The sequence below is a fragment of the Mesorhizobium sp. WSM4887 genome (assembly GCF_029625865.1).
In the GTDB taxonomy this organism is placed as follows: Bacteria; Pseudomonadota; Alphaproteobacteria; order Rhizobiales; family Rhizobiaceae; genus Mesorhizobium.
Map to the genome: position 1 here is coordinate 93,202 of NZ_JARTVP010000012.1, position 16,109 is coordinate 109,310.

General features: G+C 58.4%; 12 protein-coding genes and 1 pseudogene. 1 reads left to right on the top strand and 12 read right to left on the bottom strand.

Annotated features, from left to right (window positions below):
• Positions 1-3 precede the first annotated feature (3 nt).
• The 5 genes from P9230_RS28120 to P9230_RS28140 are packed head-to-tail and all read right to left on the bottom strand — an operon-like array spanning position 4 to position 5,599.
• Positions 4-1,005, bottom strand: coding sequence for an ABC transporter ATP-binding protein (locus tag P9230_RS28120; protein ID WP_063169341.1), 1,002 nt, complete (start codon positions 1,003-1,005; stop codon positions 4-6).
• Complete coding sequence (locus P9230_RS28125; protein ID WP_063169342.1) at positions 998-2,008, bottom strand: ABC transporter ATP-binding protein; 1,011 nt, start codon at positions 2,006-2,008, stop codon at positions 998-1,000. The genes P9230_RS28120 and P9230_RS28125 overlap by 8 nt, the downstream gene beginning before the upstream one ends.
• Positions 2,005-2,937 carry an ABC transporter permease gene (locus tag P9230_RS28130; RefSeq protein WP_063169343.1) on the bottom strand — a complete coding sequence of 311 codons (933 nt, stop codon included), beginning with the start codon at positions 2,935-2,937 and terminating at the stop codon, positions 2,005-2,007. The genes P9230_RS28125 and P9230_RS28130 overlap by 4 nt, the downstream gene beginning before the upstream one ends.
• Entirely contained in the window at positions 2,934-3,923 is a 990-nt protein-coding gene (locus tag P9230_RS28135; RefSeq protein ID WP_063169344.1) for an ABC transporter permease, read from the bottom strand. Before P9230_RS28135 ends, P9230_RS28130 begins: the two co-directional genes overlap by 4 nt.
• Positions 3,920-5,599 (bottom strand): ABC transporter substrate-binding protein, encoded by a 1,680-nt coding sequence (locus P9230_RS28140; RefSeq protein WP_063170379.1) that lies wholly within the window; start codon positions 5,597-5,599, stop codon positions 3,920-3,922. Before P9230_RS28140 ends, P9230_RS28135 begins: the two co-directional genes overlap by 4 nt.
• 715 nt (positions 5,600-6,314) lie before the next feature.
• On the opposite strand from P9230_RS28140, the pseudogene P9230_RS28145 reads away from it, so the two are divergent.
• Positions 6,315-7,385 (top strand): annotated as a pseudogene (locus tag P9230_RS28145) (IS5 family transposase).
• Between the two features lie 248 nt (positions 7,386-7,633).
• Here the strand turns inward: P9230_RS28145 and P9230_RS28150 are convergent.
• The 7 genes from P9230_RS28150 to P9230_RS28180 form a co-directional block, all read right to left on the bottom strand.
• Entirely contained in the window at positions 7,634-8,302 is a 669-nt protein-coding gene (locus P9230_RS28150) for a hypothetical protein (protein WP_176477193.1), read from the bottom strand.
• 562 nt (positions 8,303-8,864) lie between these two features.
• A complete protein-coding gene (ehuA, locus tag P9230_RS28155) occupies positions 8,865-9,641 on the bottom strand; it encodes an ectoine/hydroxyectoine ABC transporter ATP-binding protein EhuA (RefSeq protein ID WP_063170381.1) in 777 nt (258 codons plus the stop codon).
• A 119-nt stretch (positions 9,642-9,760) separates the two neighbouring features.
• A complete protein-coding gene (gene ehuD, locus P9230_RS28160; protein ID WP_063169345.1) occupies positions 9,761-10,429 on the bottom strand; it encodes an ectoine/hydroxyectoine ABC transporter permease subunit EhuD in 669 nt (222 codons plus the stop codon).
• Positions 10,426-11,097, bottom strand: a complete 672-nt coding sequence (gene ehuC / locus P9230_RS28165) for an ectoine/hydroxyectoine ABC transporter permease subunit EhuC (protein ID WP_063169346.1) — start codon at positions 11,095-11,097, stop codon at positions 10,426-10,428. Before ehuC ends, ehuD begins: the two co-directional genes overlap by 4 nt.
• 59 nt (positions 11,098-11,156) lie before the next feature.
• Positions 11,157-12,029 (bottom strand): ectoine/hydroxyectoine ABC transporter substrate-binding protein EhuB, encoded by an 873-nt coding sequence (ehuB, locus tag P9230_RS28170; protein ID WP_082826582.1) that lies wholly within the window; start codon positions 12,027-12,029, stop codon positions 11,157-11,159.
• Between the two features lie 224 nt (positions 12,030-12,253).
• Positions 12,254-13,375 (bottom strand): alpha/beta hydrolase, encoded by a 1,122-nt coding sequence (locus P9230_RS28175; protein ID WP_063169347.1) that lies wholly within the window; start codon positions 13,373-13,375, stop codon positions 12,254-12,256.
• Between the two features lie 770 nt (positions 13,376-14,145).
• Positions 14,146-15,831, bottom strand: coding sequence for a GMC family oxidoreductase N-terminal domain-containing protein (locus P9230_RS28180; RefSeq protein ID WP_063169348.1), 1,686 nt, complete (start codon positions 15,829-15,831; stop codon positions 14,146-14,148).
• Positions 15,832-16,109 lie beyond the last annotated feature (278 nt).

The following is a 16,109-nucleotide window of genomic DNA, read 5'->3' on the forward strand; positions in this document are numbered from 1 at the left end:
CTTTCACTTAGCGAGCCAGCAGGCTGACAGGTGCTGTGGTCCAACTTCGATCGCCGGCGGCTCCTCAGCTTTGCAACGGTCGAAGGCAAGCGGGCAACGAGGATGGAAACGGCAGCCCTTCGGCACGCGCGCGGCACTTGGAACCTCGCCCTGCAGGGCCGGCAACTCGGCGCGACCTGCGTTGCCGCCAATCTGCGGTGTGGCGTTGCGCAAGGCGACGGTATACGGATGGCGAGGGTTGAATGTGATCTCGTCGGCGCTACCAATCTCGACCAATTTTCCAAGATACAAGACCGCAATCCGGTCGGCGATCAGCCAGGCAAGGGGCAAATCGTGGGTGATGAACAGCAGCGCCATGTTGTGCCTGTCGCGCAAGTCAACCAGGACCTGAAGAATCTGAGCGCGTATCGAGACATCGAGCATCGATACAGGTTCATCAGCAACGATGAGTTCCGGCCGGACGGCAAGCGCTCCTGCAATCACGACGCGCTGGCGCTGCCCGCCGGATAGCTCGTGCGGGAAGCGGGCGAAGAAATCGCCGGGAGGATTGAGCCCAGCGGCCGCAAGCGCTTCACTCACCCGGTCGGCGAGTTGAGTGGCGTTACCGACCAGCCGCAGGGACTGCAACGGCTCCGCCACGATGTCGAACACGGTGTGTCGCGGATTGAGGGCCTGATAAGCGTCCTGGAAGATCATTTGCACGCGACGCCGGTACGGACGTAGAGCCGAGAAGCCCTCTACCGACCTCATGTCGCGGCCTTCGAACAGCATTCTGCCGCCAGTCGGCTTGGCAAGCTTGGTGATGACGCGGCCCACAGTGGTCTTGCCGCTTCCCGATTCGCCGACCAGGGCGACGATCTCGCCCCGCCCGACGTTGAGGTCGATCCCGTCTACCGCGCGCATGGCGCCGACAGATCGGCCCAGGACACGGTCGAACAGACCGCCCTGGATAGGAAAATGAACTTGCAGGCTCTCGAGACGCAGGATGCCGGCAGTGTCAGGCATGAACAGCGACCTTGTCTTCTTGCGTCAAGGACCGGTGAAGGTGACAGGCGACACGTCCCCGCCCGAACTTATTGAGGCTGGGGACTTCGGTCGCGCACCCCCCCATGACCGACGGGCAACGCGGATGGAAAGCGCAGCCCGAGGGTCGATTCACCAAGTTGGGAGGATCACCCGGTATTGGCCGGATCATCTTTTTGCCGCTCGCTGGGTTCGGGATCGATTCGATCAGCTGTCGGGTGTAGGGATGTTTGGGCTGGGCGAAAATCTCGGCGACAGTGCCATCCTCGACGATGCGGCCCGCGTACATGATCATTACGCGATCACAACACTTAGCCACCACAGAAAGGTCGTGGGTGATCAAAATCAGGGCGAGGCTCAACTGCGATCGCAAGTCGCCTAGCAGGTTAAGGATCTGAGCCTGAGTGATGACGTCGAGCGCTGTGGTGGGCTCGTCACCAATGATAATCGAAGGTCGACACGCGAGCGCCATGGCAATCATCACCCTTTGTCGCATTCCGCCCGACAACTCGTGAGGGTAGGCGGAACCACGATCCGCCGGGATGCCGACCAGTTGAAGCAACTCACTTCCCCGCTTGGTCGCCTCGCCCCGCGACATGCCGAGCTTCAGCATGCATGGCTCGGCGATCTGCTTGATAATGCGGTGAACAGGATTAAGTGCGTTCATCGCGCCCTGGAAGACAACGGACGTTTCGCTCCAGCGATGTGGCCGCATCGCCGCATCATCGTCGATCGGCAGTCGGTTGCCACGATAGCGCACTTGGCCGCCGCTGACCCGCGCGTTGGGTGATAGTAGACCAGCGATCGCCATCGCGGTCGTGGTCTTGCCACTGCCCGATTCTCCGACGAGGCCCACGGCCTCTCCGGCTCGGAGCGCGAAGCTTACGCCGTCGATTGCTCGCAATGAAACGCCCTTGAGCCCATAATCGACAGAGAGCCGGTCTATTTCCAGAAGCGGTGTTTTGTCCTGGGAGGAGCTGGTCATGGGATCACCCTCCGCCGTGGATTGAACGTGTCGTCAAGGGCACTGCCAATCAGGACGAAGCTAAGCGAAACCGTGAGTACGCACAGTCCTGGGGCGCCGAGGTACCACCAGGCTCCAGCACTGGCCGCGCCGGCGCGCTGAGCGAGCGAAAGCAAAGTGCCCCATGAAGGCTGCAACGGGTCCCCGAGTCCAAGGAATGAGAGCGATGTCTCGACATAGATTGCGCTGGCGACCACCAGCGCACCATTGGCTGCGATTTGCGGCACGAGATTGGGGAGGATGTGCCGCACCATGATGCCGAAATTACTGCTACCCGCAACGCGCGCACGATCAATGAATGGTCGCTCCTTAAGCGACAGTGTCTGACTCCGGACGATACGTGCAACAAAGGACCAGCTTGTCATGCCTATAACGACAATGATCACGAAAAGAGAAGGACGGAAGCCCAGGATTTCTCCACCGCGCCCCATCACCTCGAGAACCACGGGTGTAATGACCAGCGCCAGCACGAAGGACGGCATGACAAAAAAGAAGTCTGTCAAGCGCATCAGCCAGACGTCGACCCTGCCACCATAGTAGCCAGCGGTCGTACCGATTGTAGTCCCAACGACGAGGCTGATCACAGTCGCGAGTAGCGCAATCGTAAGCGAGATCCGGGCACCATGGAGGACCAGATTGAGCACGTCCCGCCCGATTTCGTCCGTGCCGAGCAGATGCTCGCCTGATGGGGGTGCGAGGAAATCGCCAGTTGCATTGATCGCAGTCTGGAGCGGTCCCGCCAGAATATTGGGGACCGCTCCCACAACAAGAAAGAATACCAGACATACGAGGCCCACCTGAGCACCGCCATAGCTGAGAAATTGACGCAGAAAGCCTTTTATTGCGCGCGCCCGGCCTCGCGGGCAATATCGAACAATATTGTCGCTCATTGTCGGACCCTCGGATCTAGAAGGCTGTAGGCAAGATCGGCTACGAGGTTTGCGAGAACAATTGAAACGCCAAGCAACAGGAATATGCCTTGAAGGACTGGGTAGTCCCGTGCGTTGAGTGCTTCCACCGTCAGCCCGCCGATACCCGGCCAGGCGAAAACGGCTTCGACAGTGATGGCCCCGGCGACCACATAGCCAATATTGAGGGTGATCAAGGTCACGACCGGTAGCATTGCATTGCGAAATGCATGACGCATCAGCATTTGACCGTTGGTCAGCCCTTTCGCCCGTGCGGTTACCATGTAATCCTCGGTGAGTACGTCACTCATTGCGGCACGAGCGACGACGACGTACTGGCCGATTAGCCCAAGCGCCACCGCAGTGGCGGGAAGCGTGAGATGTTGCAGGTAGTCGAGGAACGAACCAAGAGAGCCCGTGATCAGGCCGGGCGAGTATGCACCATAGCCCGGGAGCCAACCCAATGCCGTGCTGAAGATTACCACCAGGATCATGCCGAGCCAGAAAGCCGGCGTAGAATAGAGCGCCAGAGAGGCTCCGGTTGCGATACGGTCGCCGGCTCCTCCCCGGCGCCAGCCTGCGTAGATCCCAAGCATCACCCCAATAACGATTGCCATTATCTGAGCAACCCCGACTAGGACTATGGTGTCCGGCAGGCGTTCCGCTATCAGGTCTGCGACATGCCTGCCCCTGAACTTGAAGCTGTAGCCGAAATCGCCGCGGAGTGTTGCCGACAGGTAGTCGACCGCCTGGTCCGGGAACAGCGGCCGGTCAAGGCCCCAACGTTGGTTCTGCGCCTCAATCTGCTCGGCGGTGACGCTGACGCGCGCCCCGCCAAGCAAAAGAGATGCAGGGTCACCTGGAATAACTCGGAATAGGATGAAGTTCAGGACTGCCACCATCAGGAGGGTTATAGAGGCCCTGACGATGATGCGCAGGATGTGACGGCTCCCTCCCCCTCCGTTCACGGCGCGGGCACCGGCTTCAAGCGATCGAATGGGAAGTAGCTGTCCATCGACATGATGCCTTGCTTTCCCCAACCCTCGAAGCAATCCCTCCGGTGGGCTTCGAGCAGGGTGGGGTAACATAGTACGATGTAAGGCGCTTCAGTATAAATTAGTCGCGCTGCCTGGTCGACCAGCTTTTGGTTTTTCTTGAGGTCAACGGTGACCTGCACCTCCGCGAACAGTTTGTCGAACTCCGCATTCGTCCAGTACGCCTTGTTCTTGATGCCGATGGAATTGCTGCTGCCGAAGATGAGCAGGTCTTTAGGTGTTGGGCCTTGCCAGGTATCGGAAATGAGCAGATCCCACCCTCCGCCGCCTTTCGCCGGAGCTGCGGCGCGGGCGCTCAGCGCACCGGAGTCGAGCCGAGTCACCGATACAGGGATACCGATTTGCTCCAACCAGCCAGCGATAAACTGCACTGCCGCGACCGGCATCTCTATATTTGCTGAAGGTCCAGACACCAGCTCTAGCTGGAAACTCTTCCCGTCCTTGTCCTCCCGAATGCCATCGCCGTTCGTGTCCCGGTACCCTGCGGCGTCAAGCCGGCGGTTGGCTTCGGCGAGATCGAAGTGGCGCCTGATGTCGTTCAGATCTGAATAGTAATCGGCCGCCACCGGCATTGCGAGTCCGACACCAGGGTCGGCGTGTCCGCGCATGGCTCGATCGACGATGGCCTTCTGATCGATCGCGTAGCCGAGCGCATCGCGAAACGCCGGATCCTGCAGAGCCTTGGTGCTACCTGCGCCATCTCCCGAAGCGGTGTTGAAGGCGAGATAGGTTTTCTGAGCTATGCGGGATTCACCGACTACAATGTCGGGATCCTTCGAGAGATCAGCCCACTGGGCGGACGTCAGGTAGTTGCCATAATCGAGTTCCCCGCTCTTAAGACCTTGCGCAATCGGATCGGCGGCATCGAAGGACCGCAGGATCACCCCCGCGATTTGGGGCTTCCCCGTACGGAAATAGGGGTTCGGCGTCAGGCGTGTAAACTGGCCCTGGTGAAACTCCGAAACGATCATAGGTCCCGTACCCACCAAAGGCGGATCGTTGCGGAAGGTTACGCGTGCGTCAGCATAGCTGATGTCCTTCCAAATGTGCTCGGGAACGATCATTATGATATTGTCTATTGGCCAGGTCGCGGGGAACTTGGTCACGATCTGCAAAGTCTCGTCGTCGAACGCTTTGATGGACTCGACGTTCTCAAGACCGCTGGTGCTGTTCCACCCGACGTTTAGCTCGTCGGGCTTGCCTATGGAATCGTGCAAATAACTATAAGTGAACGCCGCGTCCCTAGCGGTAGCAGGCTGGCCGTCCGACCACTTCATGCCGGGCCAGATCTTGAAGGTCCAAGTGAGGTTGTCGTCGGCGACGGACCAAGATTGGGCAAAGCCCTTTCGATCGTCGTATCGCTGGGCGTCTATGCAGACCAAGAAATCATAGCAAATAGCCAAGGGCCAAAAGGAGCCCCAAGTGGCGAAGGGGTTCATCGAATCAGGGCCTCCACCCAGTCCGCCGATTCGCAGGATGCGATCGTCGCACGACGAGGCGAACGCCCTCGAGTTAATCCCCCAAGGGGTCGCCGAAATCGCCAGCATTGCCTTCATAAGCGCACGACGATTATATGAGTATTGGCTCATTTTATCCTCCCTGTTTGCCGGCTTTATCATCACTTCATGTTCACACGACCACGATGATCTACGGCCTCAACCCGGAACATCTGGCTTCCTTTTGACGGAAGCTCCACAGTCCCCTCATTCCAGATAAGTAGCAGTGCCCAGGGGGGTGGTTCCTGCAAATTGGCCGCTGTGCCTGCATGAATCCGGCGTTTTTCTCGATTCTGGGCACAGCTAGCCAGAATTAAAGTCGATTGGCCGGTTCCAGCTCCTGGCGGCGCCCACGGACAATTCGCATATAGCAAACGAGGCAGTCATTCAGGTTCTGTTCGCGACCTCGGGTTGGAGGGTCCCGTCGAGCCGCAAACGCCTTTATCACGGATGTGTGATGTCGGAATGTCGATGCCGAAATTCCAGAGGATATCCTCTTCCGGCACACGACGGTCTAAGAGGCGTTCGACAAGCTGCGCGCCGCGCAACAACACGGAGCTTGAGCCGCCCGTTGAAAAACGATGTAAACGCTGATGGATCTCCAGCCTGATGCGTGGCCGCCAGCTCGTCGACCGTGAACTATCCGCAAGCCATTGATCTGGCCTTTTGATTGAGGCGGATAGCGTCTTTTGAATTGCAGGATTAGCGGTATTTGGACGCTGTTTTCCTGCAATTCGGTTTTGCGATTCCCTTGTGCTGCGGAGCGTGATTCACTCGGTTCGGCGGCGGCGAATCGAGGGGACGGCGAATGTCCAAGCCACGCGAGACGGGAGAGCAGGACCTGTTCCGCTCCAGGCTCGATCAGATCATCAACATGAAGCAGGCGATCGACCGGCCGGTGCTGGAGGAGCGTTTCGGCGCCGTCTATTCGGACGGCCCCGGCATGCCGCCGCTGCCGACCCGGCTGATGGCGGGGCTGGCGATCCTCAAGCACACCTTCAACCTGTCGGATGAGGTGCTGTGCGAGCGCTGGGTGGAGAACCCTTACTTCCAGTATCTCACCGGCGAGACGTTCTTTTGCCATACGCTGCCGTTCGACCTCTCGTCGATGACGCGCTGGCGCAGCCGCATGGGCGAGGAGCGGATCGTGGCGCTGTTGCAGGAGAGCCTCAGCCTTGCGGTCAAGACCGGGGCGATGAAGCCGGCCGACACGCGCCAGGTGATCGTCGACACAACCGTGCAGCCGAAGAACGTCATGTTCCCGACCGACGCCAAGCTCATCAACCGGGCGCGCGAACGGCTGGTGCGGCTGGCCAAGAGGGAAGGAGCTCCATTTGCGCCAGAGCTATCAGCTGGCGCTGATCAGCCACCAGCGCTATGCCCACGCCAAGCAGTTCAAGCGGGCCAACAAGGCGCTGCGCAGGCTCAAGACCTATCTCGGCCGGACCATTCGCGACATTTCTCGCCAGATCGCCGGCGATGCGGGGCTGGACGCGCTCTTCAAATGGCCGTTCTACCAGGCCGCCACCGTTCTCTAGCAACGCCAGCGCCAGCGCGGCCGCAAGATCTACAGCCTGCACGCGCACGAGGTGGAATGCATTGGCAAGGGCAAGGCGCATATGCCCTACGAGTTCGGTGTGAAGGTGTCGGTGGCCACCACGCTGAAGCGCTCCAAGGGCGGCCAGTTCGCCCTGCATGCAAAAGCGCTGCCCGGCAATCCCTATGACGGCCACACGCTGGCAAGCGTCATATCGGCCACATCAAGAACGAACACCGCATGGGCCGCAACTACCTCGCCGGCCAGCAGGGCGACGCCCTCAACGCCGTCCTGGCCGCCGCCGGATACAACTTCTCCCTCCTGCTCAGGTGGCTGAAGTGATTTTTGTGGCCCTTGATCGCCCTGCTTCAACTCCGGCCGAAGTCGGTCGCCGCTTAGCGTCTGGATCACGGTCGACCAGCACGAGTTCCAAAAATCCAACCTGCATCTCAGGCACCGCGTCCTGACCTCGGAAATCGAGGATCCAGTCTCGACAGAGTATTCGACAAGATGCGGACGTGTGTTACAATAACGAGCCGCAACTCATACCAGACATGAGCTCATATTTTGGGATAGTGGCCTCCAAGCGGTCAAGCCACGGACGCGAATGTCATCCGATAAAGGGTCGCGGCGTCATAGATGGGCAGTCCTGTCCTACGACGGATTGCTGACGTCACCATCGGGAACAATGTACATTCAAATAGGAGGGCGGCAATCCCCGGATGTGCGGCGCCAAGTCGCGCGACACAGGCTGCAACCTCCGACTCCATTTCAACAACACCAGCCGGCCACGCGTCACCTTCAATGCCGCCGATGACTACTCTTGCCTCTGCGGATGAATCTATGCCCAGCAGCTCTTTGCCGCAGTGTCTTGAGTCTGCGGCCACAACGGCGAGCTTTGCGTCAGCTGGAAGCTGCCGGAGTAGCGTGGGCGCCAGTAGCAGGCTCGACATGGCCACCGGGACTTCGACAGACGCGGCCACTGCAGCCTGGTACCGGATACTGAACCCGCAGTCCCCGGTTATCGCGACTGCTCCGCGCTCGACCAACCGCCTGGCAGCTGCAATGTAGGCCGGCTCGAGAGAAGCATCACCGGGAATGACCCTCTCCTCCAAAGCCCCGGCCGCGGTCTCTATTATAATTGGGAAGTCGAAAGTTGCCGGGTTGAAGACCGACTCCGGTTGCGGTGGCGGAAATTCACGAGGCGGAAGTCCGATCTCCAGCCCAATAATTCCGAGGGCCCTTTGTTGAGTTGTCACGGAAGCATCCTTCTTCTGGAAGCAGCTAAGATGGTGATTTCGGCAGCAAATGCCCATCACCTGCGCGATACAGGTTCTCTCTGAATGCACGAATTTAACAGCGTCGAAACGGCTGTTTCAGAGAAACATGCCTTTCCAGGCGCAGTAAGTCGGCATTGTTTTGGTGCATTCGCATGAAAGCCGTAAAAACTGGGAAACCGCAGAACGCTTGTGCGACCCTCCCCGGGCCTGTAGGATACCGGGTTTGCGTCCGCCGTCAGACAATCGTGTTAGGGCACTTTCCAGAGCCCAGATGCCCTGAATGGCAGATTGAACGCACATCAGATCTTCAAGCTCGCAACTGCCGAACGGGCAGCGCTATTTACCTAACTCGACCAATCTGGGGCTTGGACCGGACGATCCTAGTTATGCAGTCCTGAATGAACTGGGGCAGTAACCTCGACATCAACCCGGCCCTGAAAAACCGCGCGTAGGTTCGTCGCAGGGCAGCCTGCTCCGAACGGACCAGTTCCTGCCCGGAAGCCACCCACGGGATAACTCAACTAGCGGCACAACCCGCAACTCACCTCGTCTCCAGCACCGCATTGAGAAACTGCTGCGTTCGCTCGTTTTGCGGATTGCCTAAAAGCTGGCTGGGCGGGCCTTGCTCGACAATCTTACCGCCAGAAAAGAAGCACACGCGATCGGAGAACTCCTTGGCAAAGCCCATCTGGTGCGTGACCATCAGCATTGTGAGGTCATGTTCGGCGCTGAGCTTGCGGATGACGTTGAGCACCTCTCCAACCAGTTCCGGGTCAAGCGCTGATGTCACCTCGTCAAACAGCATCACCTTGGGCCGCATGGCCAACGCCCGAGCGATCGCCACGCGTTGCTTCTGGCCCCCGGAAAGCTGGATCGGGAAATGGTTCTTCTTGTCGCCGAGGCCCACCAAGTCGAGCAGCTCTGCCGCTCGGGCCTCCGCCTCCTTCTTCGAGAGCCCAAGGACGGAGATCGGCGCCTCCATGCAGTTCTGCAGAGCAGTCATATGCGGGAACAGGTTAAAGTGCTGGAACACCATACCGATCTTGGCACGCACGCGACGGAGATGACGCTCGCTCGCCGGCACTATTTGGCCGTTCTTCTGCGTATGCGTCAACGGTTCACCGTCGACCCATATCACCCCCCCGTTGATGTGCTCAAGCGTCATCAGCATGCGCAGAACGGTGGTCTTGCCCGAGCCGGACGGACCAATGATGGACACCTTCTCGTTGCGTGCGATCTCGAGATTGAGTTCGTCCAGCACCGTCAACGCGCCGTAGCGCTTTGTGACGTTCTCGAAGCGAACTATGGGTTCGTTCATGACTTTTTCGCTGCGCCTGATATCGAGGTCAAGCTCGTCCCGCCTGGCTGATGCCCTAGGGCGCTTCGTGAGATCGTCCTCGAAGCGAAGCACAAATTCGCTCATAGTATAAGGCCTCCCTATTGCAGATGGTAGCGGCGGTTGAGCCAGACGCGGACCGACTGCACGATAGCGGAAGCAACCAAGCTGAACACGTAGTAGAAGAAGCCGCACATAGTGATCGCTTCTATGTATCGATAGTTATTGCCCCCGAAATTTTTCGCCTGCTGCAGCATCTCGAAGATCGAGATTGCCGCCAGGACCGGCGTGTCCTTGAACATGCCGATGAAGTAATTGCCCAGAGCTGGCACCATGGGCGGGATCGCCTGCGGCAGAATGATTGTTCGCCAGGTCCGCGTTCGCGAAAGGTTTAGTGCCGTACAGGCCTCCCACTGGCCGCCATCCACATTCTCGATGCCGCCGCGGAAGACTTCGGAACAATAGGCTGCATAGTGGATCCCCAGCACGCCAACTCCCGCCGTCCAGGCAGGAATGAAGATTCCGATCTGCGGACCAACGAAATAGACAAAGAACAACTGCAGCAGCAAGGGCGTTGAACGGATAAACTCCACGATCTCCGCCATGGTGGTCGAGACGTAGCGGTTTGGCGACTGGCGAATCATCGCGAAGACAAGACCCAATATCAGCGCGATCGCAAACCCGAGCAGCGTAGCCTCAATGGTGACGATCGCTCCCTGATAGAGATATGGGAAAGCCTCCCATACGTAAGACCAATCCCAGATCTTCAAGCCACCTGCTCCCGAACGAAACCGCGCGAGACGCGGCGTTCCAGCCAGCGCACGAAAGGAGTGATGAGGGCGCGCGCGATGATGTAATAACCGAATAGTGCAACCGCAAAGAACAGCATATAATCGCCAGTTGCGTCGGCCGCCTGCTTGGCGGCGCTAGTAAATTCGGGAATGGTGATGAAGAAGACGAGCGAGCTACCCTTAAGCACATCGATGAGCATGTTACCCCAGGTCGGCAGCATGGCGCGCATTGCCTGTGGGAGGATAATACGCCGCATCATGGTGAGCCGCGAAAAATTGAGCGCTGTAGATGCCTCATACTGGCCCCTATCAACGGCCTGAATGGCGGCGCGGACATACTCGGCTGCGTAGCCAGAGGCATTCATTCCGATCCCCAAAATTCCGACAGTCCACGGCGACAGGAAAATACCGAAAATCGGCAATACAAAGAACCACCAGTAGAGCTGAACCAGCATGGACGTCCCGCGGAAGAATTCGATGTAGGCGATACTGAACCAGCGCAACTGCCGACGGGGAGAGACTCGGGTCAGGCCCACGAAAAGCCCAAGGACGATCGCTACGACGCAGGCGCCAAGAGTGACGATGACCGTAGTCATGACGCCCTTGGTGAGCACGGCAAAGATAAAGCTGAGATCGACCTTACTCATATGCCCTCCCCACTGACCGCCTACCGGCCAAGGGCCGGGGAGCGGTCAGACGCATAGCTTCAGCCCTTGCAAAGATCAGCGGTCTTGCTGCCATCCGGGAGATCGCGTTTGGTGTAACCATATTTGCCGACCGCGGCCATCATTTCGTCAGAGCCAATATAGTCTTTCAACACAGCATTGAACGCGTCTACCGCAGCCTGTTCGCTGAGCGGGAAGGCTATGGCGGGATGTTCATTCGGTCCCGGCGGGGTATACGGGTCAGCCACCTCAATGCTGGGATCCTGCTCGGCAAGAGTCGTCGCGTTCAGACTATAGAGCGAGCCGGCAGCGGCGCGGCCGGCCTTTACAGCCTGTACGACCTCGGGCGGTCCGGCGACCTGCATAACCTTGTCGTCAGGGAAACCTAATTTCTTCGCCTGCTCGACTGCGGTGGTACCCGTCATGATGGCCAGGGTAAGCCCCTTCTTCTGAGCGTCATGGAGGGAATGCAGCGCTTCCGGATTGCCCTTCGGCACGATCATCGAATCATTGCTCGATGCGATCGGTTCGCTGAACAGGACGTTGCGGCACCGCTCCGGCTTAATCCACATGCCGCCCGTGATGATGTCAAAGCGACCAGCCTGGAGGCCCGGGACAAGGGAACCCCAATCGGTTACGACCGGCTCGATTTTGGTCGTTCCCATCTTTCTCAGAACGTCCAGTGTCATCACATTGACCAGGCCAAGCGGCTCGTTGTTCGCACCAGGATAGGCACTGGGAGGCTCATTGGTGAAGCCAAGACGGATCGTTTCTCCGTTCTTAATCTTATCGAGCAGCGACTCCGCCGAGGCCGAACCGGCAAAGGACGAGATTGTCATCGCCGCCAGGCCGAGCGCGGCAATCCTCTTCAAGATTGCAGCCTTAAAGCATTCGTCGAGTTTCCACTTGACCACTGGTTAGTCCTCCGTTTTCGCATCGCCGATGGTCTCCCGATATGCCTCGGGAAAAGACCATTGCATCATTTGTTGAGCTTGTAGTCCGGCGGTTCCCATCATCGTGTGAGCTGCAGGGTCCCCACTTAGGTATAGATTCCTCCAGTCGATCCTTTGCTACGCCACTTGTGCATGCTTCGTGAGCGTAGCAGCGCAGCTGTGGTGCTTTGTGCGAGAAATGCAAGTTATTCGCAGAAATTCGGTGATTTTTGGGTGCATACGCACATTTCCGTCATCCCCGTGGTTCGTTGGAAGTGAACAATCGCGAGCTGTGGTATGGCCAACTGAGGCACACCACGTCTTGCATGACTCCTGCCCTGCCCGGTTGGATGGGCGCCACCGCCTGGGCTATGCCCTTGTTGCCATGGCAGGGCACAAGTTCGTCGTATGCGACACGCCGCTGAGAGATTCGCCTCGGAGACGCTGGCCCGAGCATTGTTCCCGTCACAGTTGATCATTCGTGCCATTGACGGATGAGTCTGTTCACGGCTTCGCTCCGGATCAACCTGGACGGAATCGCCGGCATTATTGAGCAGATGGAAATCTGAATTCCTGATCAGCTTCGCCAGGTTGATCCCTTGCTCCGGCGTCGCGGTAGGGTCGTTCTTGGACCAGATGATCAACGTCTGGGCCTGAAGCTGATCAAGGTAGGGGAAGATATACTTCTGCTGCAGCAGTGGATAACGATGCAGGTTTGTCTCGTCTTCCGGCAATCTCTGCCAGATCTCCCATTGTCCCCGAGCCGCGGCCCGCCGATAGGCTTCTCGCTCGGCGCATTCCACATCCTGCCCGTGGGCGCGGCAGCTTTTCCGCCGTGCGGTGATGTATTCCTCTTCGCTCGGCATCGGGCCGGAACAGCCGTAAGCCTGCCGGCAGGCCTCCAGCCAAGCTTCGTCACGGTCATCTCCGAACGCCGGCGACACGGAGTTAGCGGTCAGCAGGACAAGCTTAGAAACAAGATCGGGACGCACGATCGCGACCCGCGCGTCGACGAATGATCCTTCTGAATGGCCGACTAGCGTGATCTGCTTCAAACCCAGTTGTTGGAGGAAGCTAATTACATGATTCACACGACCGAGCCGGTTAATGTATTTGCAGTCAGCAGGATAATCCGTTCCCCCAAAATGGAGTTGATCAATCGCTACTACCGTAAATTGATCGGATAGCCCGTTCAGCTGCCGAACAAAGGAACTCTTAGCCTCTGCACGGAAGCCCGCCCCCTGCAGGAAAACAATCGGCCTACCAGCTCCGTTCTCGCAGTACGATGTCTCGACACCATCAACCGATACGCGATGCTTGGTGATCATCGGTTCCTCGGCAAAAGGAGGGGCATCAGGTCGGCATTGCGACATGCGAGATGGACTGCCATTGCTCACTCCTGAGCGTAGCAGCCTCACATGCCACGTTGCCGAACTATCTCGTCTGAATACCGGAAATCGGCACCCCGGAGCCTCGCGTCTTGTCACTTTGCTCTGTCGTCGCCCAGCCACTGCGGCCGGGAGCCTTTTAGGTGCATGGGTGGCATTCCCCGCAAGATTTCAACCCTTGCACAGGTCGCCGGTCTTGGTGCCGTCCGGCAGATTGATTTTGGTGTAGCCGTATTTTGACCGACTGCATCATTTGGTCGGAGCCGATATAAGTATTCAATACCTCGTTGAAGGCATCGACCGCCTGCTGATTGGGCAGGAAGGCGAGACTTGGGTAGCCGGCCTTCCCAGCCGGCGGGGTGAACGGATCTGCCATTTCAACGCTGTCGACCTTGTCAGCGAGCTCCTTACCGTGAAGTAGTTTAGCGACCCCGCCGCCGCGCGGCCGACCTTCACTGCCTGCAAGAATTCGGCCTGGCCGGCGACCTGCATGACACGATCCTCCGGAATGCCCGCGTCTTTGGCGGTCGTGACCGTGTCGGAACCGGCGGTGGTGACCAGCGTTAGGCCCTTATCACGAATATCGTCAAAGGAGTGCTGGTCTTTTGGGATTGCCATTCGGCATGAGCAGGGCTTCGGTGAACTTAGCAAGCGGCTCGGTGAACACCACATTGCGGCAGCGCTCCGGCAGAATGTACATGCCGCCTGGCCTAGCTCCGTCTGCCGTCTCTCAAGGTTGTGTCGGCCAATTTCTCAGCCACCATAATCGTCGGAATGTTTGTGTTCGCCCGAGGGCAAAATGGCATGACGGAAGCGTCGGCGATCCTCAAACCCAAAATACCATGAACGCGTCCCGACGGATCGGTCACAGCGCCAGGATCCGCGGCTGCCCCCATCCTGCAGGTCGACGTCGGATGCCAACTTGGGATGACGTTCTGGCGAATATACCGATCCAGATGTTTCTCGTCGTTGACGAGATCGGAAATGCTATCCCCATCCGTTATGACGCGCCTAATCAGCCCACGGCGCAGCCGCGGCGACGCGTCCATGAGCAGCGCCAGAAATGACGTGAGTGCATAGTTTGTGCTTGTGACCTTGCTCACCAGCTTCGCTCGCGCATTCAACGCTGACGGAAACGGGTCCAGCGCCACAGAGGACAGCGAATCTTGCTGCAGCAGGCGGACTATGAAGCGAAAGCCCTGCTTGAGGCGCTCGGCGTCCCGCTTGTCGCTCAACCAGTTGAAATCGACCTCCGGCTCTATTTTATGCGAACTACCCTTGAGCGCCACAGTTCCCGTCGAGTAGCTGCGATTGACCCACACGGCGAGAGTGCCGAGGCGCCTCCCCAGCGGGTGCCAGGATGATTTGGCAACAGTCGATATTGCCATATCGGTCGACGGGCAGCCTTCGTAACCCGACGAGTAGCGGGCGTGCATCTGAATATATTCGCTCACGCCGGGTGACAAGCGATCGGCCGGCTTCAAATAGGCCGAAACGCAAATCGTGGGGTGTTCCTGAAGATTCTGGCCCACACCTTTCAAATCTGCAACGATAGGGATTCCGAATTGTACTAATTCCTTCGCGGGGCCGATCCCGGAGCGCATCAATATGGCGGGTGAATGGAGTGCTCCTGCGCACAGGATAACGCAAGAAGCGCTATACGATTGCACGCCCGATTTGTTCTCCGTCTCGACCCCCGTTACCGTTGTTCCCAAAAAGGTCAGCCGCGCAACTGTCGTTTCGGATAAAATCGTTAGATTGCGGCGAGAGCGGACGGTTTCGGGTAAGTACGCCATCGCGGAGGAGACCCGATGACCATTGCGGTTGGTCAATGGGACAACTGAATAGCCATCACCGAATGCACCATTGAAGTCTGGCCTGAAATGAAGCCCCAAAGCATCGTAAGCATCGGAGATTGCCCGGATGAAGCCCGACCAGTCTGATTGGCGCACACGTTTGATTGGCAAGGGGCCGTTCGTGCCATGAAATTCCCCGCCGAAATCCAAATCGCATTCTAGACGACGGAAGTAGGGCAGCACGTCTTCCCAACCCCAGCCCGTTGCACCGCTTGAGGCCCACTCATCGTAATCTCCGGGCCCGCCGCGGTTGGCGACTTGGGCATTGATGCTGGAGCCGCCACCCATGACGCGCGCCTGTTCGTAATGGACAGGCTTGCGGCCACCTCGCACCGTTGTCGCGTGGAGTGACTGCCATCGATAACCGGGATTAAGGTAAGCACGCGTTGGGTCGCCATCCTGGATGTCGTCAGGAATGGCATTCGGCGGCGTATCAGGGCCAGCTTCAATGAGCAGCACGCGAGCGCCATAGGCGGAGAGCCTGCTCGCCATCACGCATCCAGAGGAGCCACCACCCACGACGATATAATCGAAAACCACGCAAACTCGCAAATGTCTGAGTCGGGCAAAAATCTAGCAGACGGCGAGCAAGCAAAAACGCGCAATTATCTTGCAGGACGCAGGAAATCAGCGCATTCTTAAGAGATTCGCATTATGGCGGCCTCCCAACGGGGCGGAACGTTTAAACATGACCTTGCCAGCAGTCCATCAGGGCTGAAGGCGATGCCGGAGCGTCGTGACTTAAGTGGACAAAGCGCATCGCGACTGAAGGGGACAAACCTATCGCGAGATACATCAGAATGCAGCCCGGTAGGTCC